The following is a 15,314-nucleotide window of genomic DNA, read 5'->3' as shown; positions in this document are numbered from 1 at the left end:
GCCTATGAACGCGGCGTCAAGCTGATCGGGGCGACGGCGCATTACGTCACCGGCGATCTCGACGAAGGTCCGATCATCGAGCAGGACACGGCCCGCATCACGCATGCGCAGTCGGCCGAAGACTATGTCTCGATCGGCCGCGATGTCGAAAGCCAGGTGCTGGCGCGGGCCATCCATGCCCATATCCACTACCGCACCTTTCTCAACGGCAACCGCACCATCGTCTTCCCGGCAAGCCCGGGAAGCTATGCATCCGAGAGGATGGGGTGAGCGATGGCTGACATCGTCGATGGCAAGCAGGTGGCTGCGTCTGTAATTGATGCGGTGAAGACGGCGACTGCAGCGCTGGAGAAAGACACGGGTGTGAAGACCGGCCTTGCGGTGGTCATCGTCGGKGATGATCCGGCCAGCCACACCTATGTCGGCGCCAAGGGCCGYATGGCCAAGGAATGCGGCTTCAACTCCATCCAGCACACGCTGCCGGCCGAAACGACTCAAGGTGAGCTSGCWAARCTSGTCCAGTCGCTGAACGAGGATGCCGCCATTCACGGCATCCTGGTGCAACTGCCGCTGCCGAAGCATTTRAATGCCGARGCGATCATCCAGTCGATCCGGCCGGACAAGGATGTCGATGGCCTGCAYGTCGTTAACGCCGGCAAGCTGGCGACCGGCGATTTGGCCACCGGSCTGATCTCCTGCACGCCGGCCGGCGCCATGCTGCTGGTGCGCCGCATCCAYGGYGAGGAYCTGTCGGGATTGAAYGCCGTCGTCATCGGCCGCTCCAACTTGTTCGGCAAGCCGATGGCGCAACTGCTGCTTTCTGCCAATGCGACGGTGACGACGGCGCATTCGAAGACGAAGGACTTGGCCGCCGTTGCCCGGGGTGCCGATATTCTGGTGGCGGCCGTCGGCCGGCCGGAAATGGTGAAAGCCGATTGGGTCAAGCCAGGCGCAACGGTGATCGATGTCGGCATCAACCGCATCGCAGCGCCGGAAAGAGGCGAGGGCAAAAGCCGCCTGGTCGGCGATGTCGCCTTTGCCGAAGCGGCGGAAGTTGCCGCAGCCATCACCCCGGTTCCGGGCGGCGTCGGACCAATGACGATTGCCATGCTGATGGCCAATACTGTCATCGCCGCCTACCGCGCCGCAGGAAAACAGCCGCCGAAGTTCTAAAGCTGGTGCTGCATGATGCCGAACCGACGGACCGCGCAGCGAAACCGTGAAGCGGTTTTCGGATAGATCGAGCCAATTACACCATCTTAATCGGCCGGCGCCACGCCGGTCGAGGCGCGCACGATCAACTCGGTTTTCCAAAGCTCCTGCTCGGGAAATGTCTCGAGCTGCTTGATCTCGCCGATCAGTCGCTCAGCGACGCGCACGCCCGCCGCGCGCAGTGACGATCGCGTCGTCGTCAGCGGCACGGTGAAATTCTCCGGCTTCAATAGCGTCAGCACATCATCGTGGGCGATCAGCGATATATCCTCGCCGAGCTTCAATTTTGCCTGGTTGATGGCGCGTACCGCGCCGAGCGCGAGTACCGTGCTGGAACAGAGGATGGCCGTTGGTCGCTTCTCGAGCTGCAGGATACGCTCCATCGCGAAAAGGCCCTGTTCATCGGTCATCGCCGTATGGCTGACATAGGCCTCGTCCAGCATCAAGCCGCGTTCGGCAAGTGCCGTGACCACCCCCTTTTTCCGCCGGATGGCGAAATCGAGATAGATCGGCCCGTTCAGCAGCGCAAAACGTTTATGGCCAAGCTGCAGCAGCAGCTTCGTGGCATCATAGAATGCCGCCTCGTTGTCGATGTCGAGGTAGGGGTAATCCGGTTCCGTCCCAAAAGATCGTCCATGCACCAGGAAGGGTATGGATAGGGATTTCAGCATTTCCAGGCGTGGATCATGGCCGCGCATATAGGTGATGAACAGAGCGTCGACATTGCCGCTGGCGGCAAGCCGCCTCAGCGCACCGACTTCGTCGTTCGGATCGGCCGGCGTGACGACGAAATGGAAATCATGCCGCAATGCCTCTTCGCCGAGGCCGGTCAGGAATTCGCCGAAATGCAGGTCGGAGGGATGGCCGGGCGCCGTCGGCATGACGAGGCCGATCGAGCCGGCCTTGCCGGTTGCGAGCCGTTGCGCGGCCTTGTTCGGACGGTATCCTGTCTCCCGAACCGCTTTGAGTACTCGCTCCCGGGTTTCGCGATTGACCTCCGGATATCCGTTCAACGCACGGCTGACCGTGGTCTGCGACAGCCCTAACATTTGCGATAGCTGCTTCAGATTCACGTGCCTCTGCTCCTCCCTATGCCCATTTCCACTGCCGCAAAGGCTCCTCCTGCCCATGCGACTGGCTTCCAAAGCGCTTTTGACTATGTAGCAGGCGGTGCATTCGAAACAAGACGATTTGCAAAATATTGCTGTCTTTCCATGCTGCATCGCGAGATTTGGGTGTATATTAGCCGAACTCACAAATTCGCTTGACTTTACTCTGCCCACAATGGAATGAGTGAGTAGCCAAAGCGCTTTGAGAAATGAGCGCGCAACACGCGCAACGTGTTCGGCTCATGGGATTTGTATTTGGGAGGACAACCACATGAAGAAATTGTTTTTGATGACCGTTGCCGTTGCGGCGTTGGCGGCTGGTACCACGTTGGCTGCGGATTTGAAGTTCCAGCCCGGTCAGGATTCAAAGTTCAACTGGAAAAGCTATGACGACTTCAAGGCCGCCCATGCGGACTTGAAGGGTGAAACGATGACGATCTTCGGCCCATGGCGCGGCGAGGACGAGGCACTCTTCACCAGCGTTCTGAACTATTTCACGGAGGCGACGGGCGTCAACGCGAAGTATTCATCCTCGGAAAACTATGAGCAGCAGATCGTCATCGACACCCAGGCCGGCTCGCCGCCGAACGTCGCGATCCTGCCGCAGCCGGGCCTTCTCGCCAATCTCGCCAGCAAGGGCTATCTGACGCCGCTCGGCGATGATCTCGCAAACTGGGTGAAGACCAATTATGGTGCCGGCGATAGCTGGGTCGGCTACGGCACCTACAAGGGCAAGGACGGCAAGGAAGCCTTCTATGCCTTCCCATACAAGGCCGACCTGAAGTCCCTCGTCTGGTACGTGCCGGAAAATTTCGAAGAAGCCGGCTATAAGGTCCCCGCCACCATGGAAGACCTGATCAAGCTTTCCGATCAGATCGTCAAGGACGGCGGCACCCCCTGGTGCATCGGCCTCGGTTCGGGCGGCGCCACCGGCTGGCCGGCGACCGACTGGGTCGAAGACCTGATGCTGCGCACCGTGTCGCCGAAGGACTATGACGGCTGGGTCGACAACAGCCTGAAGTTCAATGACCCCAAGGTCGTCAACGCCATCGATGAATTCGGCAAGTTCGCCAAGAACGCCAAATATGTCGACGGCGGCGTCGCTGCCGTTGCTTCGACCGACTTCCGTGATAGCCCGAAGGGTCTCTTTACGGTTCCGCCCAAGTGCTACATGCACAAGCAGGCATCCTTCATCCCGTCCTTCTTCCCAGAGGGCACGAAGCTCGGCCAGGATGCCGACTTCTTCTACTTCCCGCCTTTTGCCTCGCATCCGGAACTCGGCAAGCCGGTTCTCGGCGCCGGCACGCTGGCAACGATCACCAAGGACTCGAAGGCCGCGCGCGCCTTCATCGAGTTCCTGCAGACGCCGATCGCCCAAGAAGTCTGGATGGCACAGTCCGGCTTCCTGACCCCGTACAAGGGCGTCAATACCGCTGCCTACGCCAACGACACCCTGAGGAAGGAAGGCGAAATCCTCACCACCGCCACCACCTTCCGCTTCGACGGTTCCGACCTGATGCCGGGCAAGATCGGTGCGGGTGCATTCTGGACCGGGATGGTGGACTTCGTCGGCGGCAAGTCGGCTCAGGACTCCGCCGACGCAATCCAGAAGGCGTGGGACTCCATCAAGTAATCATAACATCGCAGAAGGGCGCCGCCGGTATTTGCCGGCGCCGCCACTCTACCCTGTCGCAGCCGACGCCTTGGGGGGTGCCGACGGCGCCGGACGGGTCGCTTCATGCAAGCAATTATTCGGGAGGGAAGGATGATTTCGCAAATACTGACGGCGATTGGAGCCATGATATTTGGCGTTGCCGTGTGCGCCGCCTATTTTCTCTTTTCCAACAAGCTGCTGGACATAATTTTCCCGGCAAAGGAAGGTGGCGATGTTCACCGCGCCGCAGTCAATCTGCGCCGCCGCGGTCTCATCCGGCCCTGGCTTTTCCTTGGACCGGCGCTTTTCCTCCTCGCCGTCTACCTGATGTATCCGGTCGTTGCGACGCTCATCTTGTCCTTCTACGGTCCCGACGGCAATCAATTCGTCGGTGGCGCTAACTATGTCTGGGCTATCAACGATACCGAATTCCGCCAGTCGATCTTCAACAACATCCTTTGGCTCGCGGTGGTACCGGCGGCCTGCACCTTCTTCGGTCTCGTGATCGCCGTCATGACCGACCGCATCTGGTGGGGTAACATCGCCAAGGCGGTGATCTTCATGCCGATGGCGATCTCCTTTGTCGGCGCATCGGTCATCTGGAAGTTCATCTACGAATATCGCGGCGGCAACGACACGCAGATCGGTTTGCTGAATGCGATCGTACAGCTCTTCGGCGGCACGCCGGAAGTCTGGATCACCATTCCCTTCTGGAACAATTTCTTTCTGATGGTCATGCTTATCTGGATTCAGACCGGCTTTGCCATGGTCATACTGTCGGCCGCCCTGCGCGGCATTCCGGAGGAAACCATCGAAGCGGCCGTTATCGACGGCGCCAATGGCTGGCAAATCTTCTGGAAAATCATGGTGCCGCAGGTCTGGGGCACGATTGCTACGGTCTGGACGACCATTACCATCCTCGTCCTCAAGGTGTTCGATATCGTGCTCACCATGACCAACGGTCAGTGGAACACGATGGTCCTTGCAAATCTGATGTTCAACTGGTTGTTCCGCGGCGGCGGCGATTCCGGCCGAAGTGCCGTCATCGCGCTCGTCATCATGGTCGCCGTCACACCGATTATGATCTGGAACATCCGTCGCGCAAACGCAGAGATGAAGGGGCGCTGACATGATTGGAAACCTCGGCCGTATCGGCCCCGCCCGCCTCTTCGTTCATTTCGCGGTTCTGCTCATCGTTCTCATCTGGCTGCTGCCGACGCTTGGTATCTTCGTCACCGCTCTGCGCGATAGGGATCAGATCGTCGTTTCCGGCTGGTGGACGGCCTTTGCCGGCTCGACCCGGACCACGGCCGTGCGCCTCGCCGGCACTGACAAGGCGACGCAGGACGGTCCCAATTACGTGATCACCGGCAATGTCTCCGGTGACGGCAACGGCGGGAACAGCAAAAWCGAATCCTTCGGCCTGCGCGTGCAGGACCCCGCCGCCTACAAARCCGGGGCACCCGCCGATATCGGCAATGGCGAGACGCTTACCGTCAATGCCGACGGCAGCTACCGCTATCAGAAGAATGCCGCATTCGACGCCGATACGCGCGGCAAGCGCATCTATTTGACCATCTCCACCCCGCCGGAATTCACACTGCAGAATTATCGTACCGTTCTGACGGGCGAAGGCATTGGCCAGTCCTTCATCAATTCGCTGACCGTCACCATTCCGGCGACGATCATCCCGATCCTGATCGCGGCGTTTGCGGCCTATGCGCTCGCCTGGATGGAGTTCCCCGGCCGCGCGCTGCTGATCGCGCTGGTCGTCGGCCTCATCGTGGTGCCGCTGCAGATGTCGCTCATCCCGCTGTTACGCATCTACAATGAGATCGGCCAGATGTTCGGCGTGCCATCGAAGACCTATCCCGGCATCTGGATGGCGCATACCGCCTTCGGCCTGCCGCTCGCCATCTATCTGCTGCGCAACTACATTGCCGGTTTGCCGAAGGAAATCGTCGAGTCCGCGCGCGTCGACGGCGCCAGCGACTTCGATATTTTCGTCAAGATCATCCTGCCGCTGTCCTTTCCGGCGCTCGCCTCCTTCGCGATCTTTCAATTCCTCTGGGTTTGGAACGACCTTCTGATCGCCATGGTGTTCCTCGGCACCGACAAGGATCATCTGGTGCTGACAGCAGCCCTGAACGCTCTGCTCGGCTCGCGCGGCGGTAATTGGGAAATCCTGACGGCCTCCGCCTTCGTCACCATCCTTATTCCGCTCCTCGTCTTCTTCGGTCTGCAGCGCTATCTCGTGCGCGGTCTGCTCGCCGGGTCGGTGAAGGGGGGCTGACCGAAGACCTTTCTACTCATACAGGACCTACTCAGAATGAGCATTGCCTCTCAATCGATCTCAACGGTGGACAAAGACTGGTGGCGCGGAGCGGTGATCTATCAGATCTATCCGCGCTCCTATCAGGACTCCAACGGCGACGGCATCGGCGACCTGAAGGGCATCGCCGTCCGCCTGCCGCATATAGCCGCCCTTGGCGTCGACGCGATCTGGATTTCGCCGTTCTTCACCTCGCCCATGCGCGATTTCGGCTACGACGTCTCCAATTACGAAGATGTCGACCCGATCTTCGGAACGCTTGCCGATTTCGATGTGATGGTGACTGAAGCCCATCGCCTCGGCATCAAGGTGATGATCGATCTGGTGCTGTCGCACAGTTCCGACCGCCATCCCTGGTTTGTCGAAAGCCGGTCGAGCAAGGGCAATCCCAAGGCGGATTGGTATGTCTGGGCCGATGCCAAGCCGGATGGCACGCCGCCCAACAACTGGCTCTCGATCTTCGGCGGTTCCGCCTGGGCTTGGGACCCGACCCGCATGCAATACTACATGCACAACTTCCTGATCTCGCAACCGGACCTCAACCTGCACAATCCCGAGGTTCAGGACCGGCTGCTGGACGTCGTGCGCTTCTGGCTCGACCGTGGTGTCGATGGCTTTCGCCTCGACACCATCAACTTCTATTTCCACGATCGGGAACTGCGCGACAATCCCGCGCTGGAGCCGTCGCGCCGCAACGCTTCCACTGCGCCCGCAGTCAATCCCTATAATTTCCAGGAGCATCTCTACGACAAGAACCGTCCGGAGAATCTGAAGTTCCTGCAGCGCTTCCGCGCCGTCCTCGACGAATATCCGGCGATTGCTGCCGTCGGCGAAGTCGGCGATAGTCAGCGCGGGCTTGAGATCGTCGGCGAATACACCTCCGGCGACGATAAGATGCACATGTGCTACGCCTTCGAGTTCCTGGCTCCGGATCCGCTGTCGCCGGAGCGCGTCGAAGACGTCATGAAGGATTTTGCCGCTGCCGCGCCGGAAGGCTGGGCCTGCTGGGCATTTTCAAACCATGACGTCGTGCGCCATGTCAGCCGCTGGGGAAGCCTCGTCGCCGACCGTGATGCGCTTGCCAAGCAATATGCGGCCCTGATCCTGACGCTGCGCGGCTCGGTCTGCCTCTATCAGGGCGAAGAGCTTGGCCTGACGGAAGCCGATCTCGCTTATCAGGATCTGCAGGACCCCTACGGCATTCAATTCTGGCCGGAATTCAAGGGCCGCGACGGCTGCCGCACGCCGATGGTCTGGGACAGCCAGGTGACCCAGGGTGGTTTCTCGACGGTCAAACCCTGGCTTCCGGTGCCGGTAGAGCATATTCTGCGCGCTGTCAGCGTGCAGCAGGGAGATGAGCACTCGGTGCTGGAGCAATATCGCCGCTTCCTCGCCTTCCGCAAGCAGCACCCGGCCTTTGCAAAGGGCGACATCGCGTTTACGGAGCCGCAGGACGACGTGCTGCTTTATACGCGTCACTACGGCAGCGAAACCATTCTCTGCGTGTTCAACATGAGCGCGACGGAGGCGACGGCAACCCTGCCTGAGGGGAGTTGGCAGGCCCTTGCCGGTCATGGTTTTGCAAGCAACAACTACGGCAACAAGATCGATATTCCGGCTTGGGGCGCCTATTTCGCGCGTCTCGCCTGAGTGTTTGGGAGGAGGAGAGCATAGATGACAGGGCTTGTTCTAAAGGACATCCGAAAATCATACGGGAATGTGCATGTTCTGCATGGCATCGATCTGGATATCCAACAGGGCGAGTTCATCGTCTTCGTCGGCCCTTCCGGATGCGGCAAATCCACATTGCTGCGTATGATCGCGGGGCTTGAGAGCATCACCTCCGGCGACATGCTCATCGCGGGGCAGAAGGTCAACGAGGTGCCGCCGTCAAGGCGCGGCATTGCGATGGTCTTCCAGTCCTACGCTCTCTATCCGCACATGACGGTCTTCGACAACATGGCCTTCGGCATGCGTATTGCCCGGGAAAGCAAGCAGGAGATCGACCGCCGCGTTCGCGCCGCCGCTGCGAGCCTTCAGCTCACGCAATATCTTGAGCGTCTCCCGAAGGCCCTCTCGGGCGGTCAGCGCCAGCGTGTTGCCATCGGCCGCGCCATCTGCCGCAACCCCAAGGTTTTTCTGTTCGACGAACCGCTATCGAACCTTGACGCTGCGCTGCGCGTGGCGACGCGCATCGAGATCGCCAAGCTCAGCGACTCCATGCCCGAGACGACGATGATCTACGTCACCCACGACCAAGTGGAAGCCATGACCTTGGCGGACCGCATCGTCGTATTGTCGGCCGGTCGCGTGGAGCAGGTCGGCGCGCCGCTCGAGCTTTATGAGCATCCGGCCAACCTCTTCGTGGCGAAGTTCATCGGCTCGCCGGCCATGAACATCATCCCCGCGACGGTCACCGGAACCGGCGCGGCGACGACGGTGACGCTGACGGGTGGTAAGACGGTGGTGCTCGACATTGCGACGGCCGCATCCGAGCAAGGCAAGACCGCAAGCTTCGGCGTTCGCCCGGAAGATCTGCGGATCGCGACCGACGAGAACTACCTCTTCGAGGGCGAGGTCTCTATCGTCGAAGCCCTCGGCGAGGTCACGCAACTTTATATCGAGGGCCTGGTGGACGGTGAGCCGATCATTGTCAAAATACCGGGCATTGCAGACGTTAAGCGCGGGCAGAAGATGCGCTTTGCGGCCGATAGGCAGAAGCTCCATCTCTTCGATGCAGAAGGTCACACCTATCATAAGCAATAAGTCATCCTCCCAAGGGCGCGGGAGCGCTAGTCCGAGTGTAGAAATACAATAAAATGCAACTTGGTCTAGCGCTTCCAAACCTTCTGTTAAATACCGGCTGATAGCCTGAGCTTCGTAATATACTTCAGGGATTTACGACAATGGCAGCTTCCGGCACGGCTCATCCAGGCCAGCATTTCCTCAACAAGGAAGAATCCTTCATGTACGACCGCGAGGTGCGGTACCGGATGGAGGACACGATGAACGCCGCGCGGATCGAATATACCGAAAAAGGCGTCATGAACCTGGCGTCGCGCCGCTGCGATATCATCCGAATCTCGCAGAGCAGCGCGGTCCTGGCGATCCTCACCCAATATAATCTGCCAAAGCAGTTCTATCTCGACATCCCCGATGCCCGCATCACCAAGGTCGGTTGCATCCTGATGAAGGTCTTCCCCAACAACACCATCGAGGTCCGTTTCCTGCGGCTGCTGACGGAGAAGGAAATGAACAAGATCTTCGTCTACAGCACCCATCCGTCGCATCGCGACCGCGTGCTCGATATCCGCGCCTAATTTCGACCGACGCAAAAAGAGCCCGCGCGGCAGATGCTGCGCGGGCTCCTTTGTGCTGTTGACGTCTCAATGACGGAACAGGACGCTGGCGCCCTGATCGGCCGGACCGGCGGCACGGCGGAAGGGGACGAACAGCTCGCGGCCCATGCCGAATTCATTCTCGGAGAGATCAACGACGACCGGCTCGCGTTCGGCCATGTCCGCGGCGTCGACCAGTACTTCCAGCGTACCGGCGATCGCGTCGATGCGGATGATGTCGCCTTCTTTGATGCGGGCAATCGGTCCGCCTTCGACGGCTTCGGGGGTGACATGGATGGCGGCCGGGACCTTGCCCGATGCGCCGGACATGCGCCCATCGGTCAGCAGCGCCACGCGGAAGCCGCGGTCCTGCAATACGCCGAGCGCCGGCGTCAGCTTGTGCAGCTCCGGCATGCCGTTCGCCTTCGGTCCCTGGAAGCGGACGACGGCGACGAAGTCGCGGTTCAGCTTGCCGTCCTTGAACGCCTGCTGCATTTCGAGCTGGTCGTGGAAGATGGCGGCCGGCGCCTCGATGACATGGCGCTCCGGCTTGACGGCGGAAATCTTGATGACCGCCTTGCCGATATTGCCGCGCAGCATCTTCAGCCCGCCATTGCCCTGGAAGGGCGTTTCGATGCCTGCCAACACCTTCGGATCGCCGCTCTTTTCCGGTGCTGGCTCGCGCACGACGCCGCCATCGGCGCCGATCTTCACCTCGATCGAATAGGCGGAAAGTCCCTGGCCGGCGACGGTGCGGACATCGTCGTGCAGCAGCCCCTTTTTCAAAAGCTCCTTGATAAGGAAGCCCATACCGCCGGCAGCATGAAAATGGTTCACGTCGGCAAGGCCATTCGGATAGACGCGCGCAAGCAGCGGAATGATGTCCGAAAGCTCGGAAATGTCCTGCCAGGTGAGCACGATGCCGGCTGCTCGCGCCATGGCGACGAGATGCATCGTATGATTGGTCGAGCCACCGGTCGCATGCAGGCCGACGACGCCGTTGACGATCGAGCGTTCATCGATCATCTCGCCGGCGGGCGTGAATTCGTTGCCCATGGCGGTGATCGCGAGCGCCCGCTTGGTCGCTTCGCGCGTCAGTGCTTCGCGCAACGGCGTGCCGGGATTGACGAAGGAGGCGCCGGGCATATGGAAGCCCATGATCTCCATCAGCATCTGATTGGAATTGGCCGTGCCGTAGAAGGTGCAGGTGCCGGGGCCGTGATAGGACTTCGATTCCGCCTCCAGCAGCTCCGCTCGGCCGACCTTGCCCTCGGCAAAGAGCTGGCGCACGTGTGACTTCTCGTCGTTCGGCAGGCCAGAGGTCATCGGCCCGGCCGGGATGAAGACGGCCGGCAGATGGCCGAACGAAAGGGCGGCGATGACGAGACCGGGTACGATCTTGTCGCAGACGCCAAGGAAGACGGCCGCATCGAACATATTGTGCGACAGGCCGACGCCGGCCGACATGGCGATCAGGTCGCGCGAGAAGAGCGAAAGTTCCATGCCCGGCTGGCCCTGCGTGACGCCGTCGCACATGGCCGGCACACCGCCGGCGACCTGGGCGATGCCGCCTGCCTCTGCCGCCGCCTCGCGGATGATGGCGGGATAGGTCTCGAAGGGCTGATGCGCCGAGAGCATGTCGTTATAGGAGGTGATGATCCCGAGATTGGGCACGCGGTCTCCCGCCAACGCCTCTTTCTCGGTCGGGGAACAGATGGCGAAGCCATGCGCGAGGTTGGCGCAGCCGAGCACGGAGCGTTGAGCGCCCGCCGTCGCCGCATTGCGCAGGCGGTCGAGATAACGCTCGCGTGTCGGCTTCGAGCGCTCGATGATGCGTGTGGTAATCGCGGAAATGCGGGCGTCAGCGGCCATGGTCGATCTGCCTCCGTCTGTTCTGCGCGTTGCCCCGAAGATCGCTTCGATCTGTCTTGGTGGAGGGCGTGGCGCGAGGTTCAAAAGTCAATGCTTTGCCGGTGCGCCCTTGCGGGCACATGGCGCAGCACATGTTGCTGTGTCTTTCCGGGTTCGATGACGAGGCTTTTCGGCCGTGTCAGGGAGCCCAATAAATCTCGACCGGAGAGGCGGCTCGCCGCAGAACGGCGCGGATGGGCATCTCGGTCTCTTCGCCCGGCGTTTCCGCTTTGGCGAGAACGCCTTTCTTGCCTTCCCCCTCGATATGCAGCACCAGCAATCGGGCATCCTGCAGGCTGGAGAGGGTGAAGGTCAGCCGGGGTTCGCCGGCCCCTTCAGCTTCCATGGTGATGATGCCGCGCGGGCTCTTCGCATCGAGCGCCGCTGCGAGATTGCTCCCTCCCGGAAAGAACGAAGCCGTATGTCCGTCATTGCCCATCCCGAGAATGGCGACATCAAAGGGAAAGCCGATGCACTTGGTCTTTTCCGTCGCGATGACGGCGGCTTCCTCGACGGAAGCCACGTCCTGGTAGAGCGGAAAGAACTGTGCCGACGCGGCCTGGTCCTTCAGCAGGTTTTCCTGAACGAGCAGGTAGTTCGAGCGCGGATTGTCTTCCGGTACGAACCGTTCGTCGACGAGGGTAATCGTCACCTTGCGCCAGTCGAGCGAACGCGATGACAGCGTCTGAAAAAAGACCTTCGGCGTCGAACCGCCGGAGACCGCAATGCTTGCAGAGCCGCGGGCGGCGATGGCGGCCGAGAGAGCCTCGACCACCTTGTCCGCGAGCTTGCCGGCGAGTTCGGCGCCATTGGCGAAAGCATGCATGTTCGCTGTCATCGTCGTCGTCCCAGTTTAGATATCGTCATGCCAGGTGCGGCCGTCACGCTCGATCAGCGCGATGGCCTGGCTCGGACCCCAGGTGCCAGCGGTATAAGCTTGCACCGACTGGCTGGTGGCTTCCCAGCCCTTGAGAATCGGATCGACCCATTCCCATGCGGCTTCCACTTCGTCGCGGCGCATGAACAGCGTCTGATTGGAACGGATGACGTCCATCAAAAGGCGTTCGTAGGCATCCGGGTTGCGGACATTGAATGCCGAAGCGAAGCTCATGTCGAGCGAGACGTTGCGCAGGCGCATGCCTCCCGGACCTGGGTCCTTGATCATCAGCGACTGCTTGACGCCTTCGTCCGGCTGCAGACGGATGATCAACTGGTTGGCGACGATGCGGCCGGCGGCCTGATCGAAGATGTTATGCGGGATCGGCTTGAAGGTAATGACGATTTCCGACATGCGGCCGGCAAGACGTTTGCCGGTGCGGATGTAGAAGGGAACGCCGGCCCAGCGCCAGTTGCCGATTTCGGCCTTGATGGCAACGAAGGTTTCGGTGTTGGAGACGCCGCCTTCCAGCTCGTCGAGATAGCCCTTGACCGGACCGCCTGCGGAAGCGCCGGCGCGATACTGGCCGCGCACGGTCGCCTGTTCGACATTGGAAGCGTCGATCGGCTTCAGCGCGCGCAGCACCTTCAGCTTTTCATCGCGAACCGCTTCTGAGTCCATCGAGGACGGAATTTCCATCGCGGTCAAGCAGAGGAGCTGCAGGATATGGTTCTGCACCATGTCGCGCAGCGCGCCGGCGGTGTCATAGTAGCCGGCACGGCCTTCCAGGCCGACCGCTTCCGCAACCGTGATCTGAACATGGTCAATGTGGTTGGCGTTCCACAGCGGCTCATAAAGGGCATTGGCAAAGCGCAGCGCCATCAGGTTCTGCACCGTTTCCTTGCCGAGATAGTGGTCGATGCGGAAGATCTGCTCTTCCTTGAAGACCTTGCCGATCGTGTCGTTGAGCTGCAGGGCGGAGGCGAGATCGCGACCGATCGGCTTTTCGACGACAATGCGGGTCTGTTTGGTGATCAGCTTGTGCTCGTGGATCTTCTGCGAGATATCGCCAAAAATGCCAGGAGCGACGGCGAGATAGAAGGCGCGGACCCGGTCCCTGCCGTCGTCCAGGATCTTCTTGAGCTGATCCCAGCCGGTATCGGTCTTGGCGTCGACCGGCACGTAGAACAGGCGCGCGCAGAATTTCTTCACTTCCGCTTCGTCGTATTCGCCCTTTTTCAGGTGCTCTTTCAGCGCGGCCTCGGCGAATTTGCGGTATTCTTCATGTGAGAGCGCGCTGCGCGATGCGCCAATGACGCGAGTCGGTTCGGAAAATTGGCCTTCAATTTGGCGGTGATAAAGGGCAGGCAGCAGTTTGCGCTCAGCAAGATCGCCGCTGCCGCCGAAAACGACATAGTCAAATGGTTCAACGGGAATGATTTGGCTGCTCATGAGGTGTCTCTCAATCGGTCTTGGTTAAGGCCCCTTTTAATCTAATCGATTTAAAAAGGCCAGTGTGCATCGCAAAATTCAGACTCGGCTTTTAGAGCGGATTGCCTAAAGAGGAAATCCGCTCTTTGTCTAAAACCTGTCGCGCAACGCAAACCACGAGAGCGCCAGGAACAGGAGAGGCGCCCGCATACGGGCGCGGCCGGGAAAGGGCGGGATGTTCAACGCCTTGAAAAGCGCAAGATCGTCGGCGTTCCCGAGAACCGTTTTCGCATAGAGTTTACCGCAATAGTTTGACAGCATGACCCCGTGTCCGGAATAGCCGCCGATGGACGTGACCCCCGGCATGACTTCGCGCACGAAAGGCTGACGCGGCATGGTGATGCCGACCGATCCGCCCCAGGCATGGGTGATGTCGATATTGCTGAGGGCAGGATAGATTTCGGCGATCTGACGGCGGATGTGCTGCGTTATGTCGCGCGGGTTATCGGCGGTATAGGCCTCGCGCCCGCCGAAAAGTAGCCGCCCGTCTTTCGACTTGCGGAAATAGCGCACCACGAATCGCGAATCCGCCACCGCTTCGCCGCCGGGCAGGATATTGGGAAATTTGCCGAGCGGTTCGGTCGCGCCGATGAAAGAGCGAATCGGCATCACATGGCTCGCGGTCACCGGCTCCAGATTGCCGATATGGCCGTTGCAGGCAATCAGCACGCGCTCGGCGGTGATCGTGCCGCTGTCGGTCTCGATCATCGTTGTGCCGCCGGATTGCCGGACAGCCTTGGCCAGCGTCATTTCGAAAAGCGAAGCACCGGCGGCTTGCGCAACCCGCGCCAGGCCGATGAGCAGCTTCAGCGGATGGATATGGCCAGTGCCCATATCCCTGATGCCATAGAGGTAGAGCTTTGAGCCAAGCCGCTCCTGGGTTTCCGCCTGATCCATGAAGCTGATATGCGGATAGCCGTAGCGGGTGGCGGCGATTTCGGCGTTCTCCATATAGGCGCGCTTGTGGCTTCGCTTATGGGTGACGTTCATTTGGCCGGGCATGAAGTCGATATCGATCTCATGTTCGGCGGCAAAGTCGAGAAGATGGCGTTTGGCGTCTTCGGCGAGATCGAACAGCGCCTTCGAGCGCTCATAGCCGATCTTCTCTTCCAGCTCTTCGGGCCAGGAGCGCTGACCGGTGCCGAGCTGGCCGCCATTGCGGCCGGATGCGCCGTCGCCGAAACGGTTGGCATCGATCAGCACCACATCGACGCCGCCCTTGGCGAGATTATAAGCCGCCTGCAGGCCAGTATAGCCGCCGCCGATGATGGCTACATCGGCGCGGCGTGAGCCGTCGAGCTTCGGATAGGCCGGGCGAGGGCCGACGGTTGCCTGATACCAGGAAAGCCCAGGCGCTATCGGGCTCTGCCACGCGTCTTGAAATGTCATG

Annotated in this window: 13 protein-coding genes; 8 read left to right on the top strand and 5 right to left on the bottom strand. The window is 60.5% G+C overall.

All coding sequences use genetic code 11. The annotated features are described in order from the left end of the window. Both QDY28_RS22610 and folD read left to right on the top strand, forming a co-directional pair. Positions 1-270 (top strand): formyltransferase family protein (locus tag QDY28_RS22610; RefSeq protein WP_331383858.1); only part of this gene is annotated, 270 nt, incomplete at its 5' end. Between the two features lie 3 nt (positions 271-273). After that, positions 274-1,173 (top strand): bifunctional methylenetetrahydrofolate dehydrogenase/methenyltetrahydrofolate cyclohydrolase FolD, encoded by a 900-nt coding sequence (folD, locus tag QDY28_RS22605; RefSeq protein WP_331383857.1) that lies wholly within the window; start codon positions 274-276, stop codon positions 1,171-1,173. 86 nt (positions 1,174-1,259) lie between these two features. Here folD and QDY28_RS22600 read toward each other — a convergent pair whose 3' ends face one another. Beyond that, on the bottom strand, positions 1,260-2,285 hold the full coding sequence (locus tag QDY28_RS22600; protein ID WP_331383856.1) for a LacI family DNA-binding transcriptional regulator: 1,026 nt from the start codon (positions 2,283-2,285) through the stop codon (positions 1,260-1,262). Positions 2,286-2,592: 307 nt separating this feature from the next. On the opposite strand from QDY28_RS22600, the gene QDY28_RS22595 reads away from it, so the two are divergent. From QDY28_RS22595 to QDY28_RS22570, 6 genes are all read left to right on the top strand, one after another. Next, positions 2,593-3,954, top strand: coding sequence for an ABC transporter substrate-binding protein (locus QDY28_RS22595; protein ID WP_331383855.1), 1,362 nt, complete (start codon positions 2,593-2,595; stop codon positions 3,952-3,954). A gap of 132 nt (positions 3,955-4,086) precedes the next feature. Further along, positions 4,087-5,103, top strand: a complete 1,017-nt coding sequence (locus tag QDY28_RS22590; RefSeq protein ID WP_331383854.1) for a carbohydrate ABC transporter permease — start codon at positions 4,087-4,089, stop codon at positions 5,101-5,103. A gap of 1 nt (position 5,104) precedes the next feature. Next, entirely contained in the window at positions 5,105-6,268 is a 1,164-nt protein-coding gene (locus QDY28_RS22585) for a carbohydrate ABC transporter permease (RefSeq protein WP_331383853.1), read from the top strand. 36 nt (positions 6,269-6,304) lie between these two features. Beyond that, positions 6,305-7,957 carry a beta-galactosidase BglA gene (gene bglA, locus QDY28_RS22580; protein WP_331383852.1) on the top strand — a complete coding sequence of 551 codons (1,653 nt, stop codon included), beginning with the start codon at positions 6,305-6,307 and terminating at the stop codon, positions 7,955-7,957. 24 nt (positions 7,958-7,981) lie between these two features. Beyond that, entirely contained in the window at positions 7,982-9,073 is a 1,092-nt protein-coding gene (locus QDY28_RS22575; RefSeq protein WP_331383851.1) for an ABC transporter ATP-binding protein, read from the top strand. Between the two features lie 140 nt (positions 9,074-9,213). Beyond that, positions 9,214-9,627, top strand: coding sequence for a hypothetical protein (locus QDY28_RS22570; RefSeq protein WP_331383850.1), 414 nt, complete (start codon positions 9,214-9,216; stop codon positions 9,625-9,627). A 66-nt stretch (positions 9,628-9,693) separates the two neighbouring features. Here QDY28_RS22570 and edd read toward each other — a convergent pair whose 3' ends face one another. From edd to QDY28_RS22550, 4 genes are all read right to left on the bottom strand, one after another. Continuing rightward, entirely contained in the window at positions 9,694-11,517 is a 1,824-nt protein-coding gene (gene edd, locus QDY28_RS22565) for a phosphogluconate dehydratase (protein ID WP_331383849.1), read from the bottom strand. Positions 11,518-11,695: 178 nt separating this feature from the next. Further along, positions 11,696-12,394, bottom strand: coding sequence for a 6-phosphogluconolactonase (pgl, locus tag QDY28_RS22560; RefSeq protein ID WP_331383848.1), 699 nt, complete (start codon positions 12,392-12,394; stop codon positions 11,696-11,698). A 15-nt stretch (positions 12,395-12,409) separates the two neighbouring features. Beyond that, on the bottom strand, positions 12,410-13,885 hold the full coding sequence (gene zwf, locus QDY28_RS22555; RefSeq protein WP_331383847.1) for a glucose-6-phosphate dehydrogenase: 1,476 nt from the start codon (positions 13,883-13,885) through the stop codon (positions 12,410-12,412). Positions 13,886-14,014: 129 nt separating this feature from the next. Continuing rightward, the gene (locus QDY28_RS22550) at positions 14,015-15,313 is read right to left on the bottom strand and encodes an NAD(P)/FAD-dependent oxidoreductase (protein WP_331383846.1); all 1,299 of its coding nucleotides are present in this window, start codon (positions 15,311-15,313) and stop codon (positions 14,015-14,017) included. Between the last annotated feature and the right edge of the window lies 1 nt (position 15,314).

The sequence above is a fragment of the Rhizobium sp. BR 362 genome, from assembly GCF_036528765.1.
Classification (GTDB): Bacteria; Pseudomonadota; Alphaproteobacteria; order Rhizobiales; family Rhizobiaceae; genus Rhizobium.
This window is presented reverse-complemented; position numbering and strand designations above follow the sequence as displayed.

Bases quoted from the DNA above. Each gene is read 5' to 3' on its own strand.
- QDY28_RS22570 (WP_331383850.1), top strand. From the start codon at position 9,214: ATGGCAGCTTCCGGCACGGCTCATCCAGGCCAGCATTTCCTCAACAAG.
- pgl (WP_331383848.1), bottom strand. From the start codon at position 12,394: ATGACAGCGAACATGCATGCTTTCGCCAATGGCGCCGAACTCGCCGGC.
- edd (WP_331383849.1), bottom strand. From the start codon at position 11,517: ATGGCCGCTGACGCCCGCATTTCCGCGATTACCACACGCATCATCGAG.
- QDY28_RS22550 (WP_331383846.1), bottom strand. From the start codon at position 15,313: ATGACATTTCAAGACGCGTGGCAGAGCCCGATAGCGCCTGGGCTTTCC.
- QDY28_RS22575 (WP_331383851.1), top strand. From the start codon at position 7,982: ATGACAGGGCTTGTTCTAAAGGACATCCGAAAATCATACGGGAATGTG.
- QDY28_RS22595 (WP_331383855.1), top strand. From the start codon at position 2,593: ATGAAGAAATTGTTTTTGATGACCGTTGCCGTTGCGGCGTTGGCGGCT.
- QDY28_RS22590 (WP_331383854.1), top strand. From the start codon at position 4,087: ATGATTTCGCAAATACTGACGGCGATTGGAGCCATGATATTTGGCGTT.
- zwf (WP_331383847.1), bottom strand. From the start codon at position 13,885: ATGAGCAGCCAAATCATTCCCGTTGAACCATTTGACTATGTCGTTTTC.
- bglA (WP_331383852.1), top strand. From the start codon at position 6,305: ATGAGCATTGCCTCTCAATCGATCTCAACGGTGGACAAAGACTGGTGG.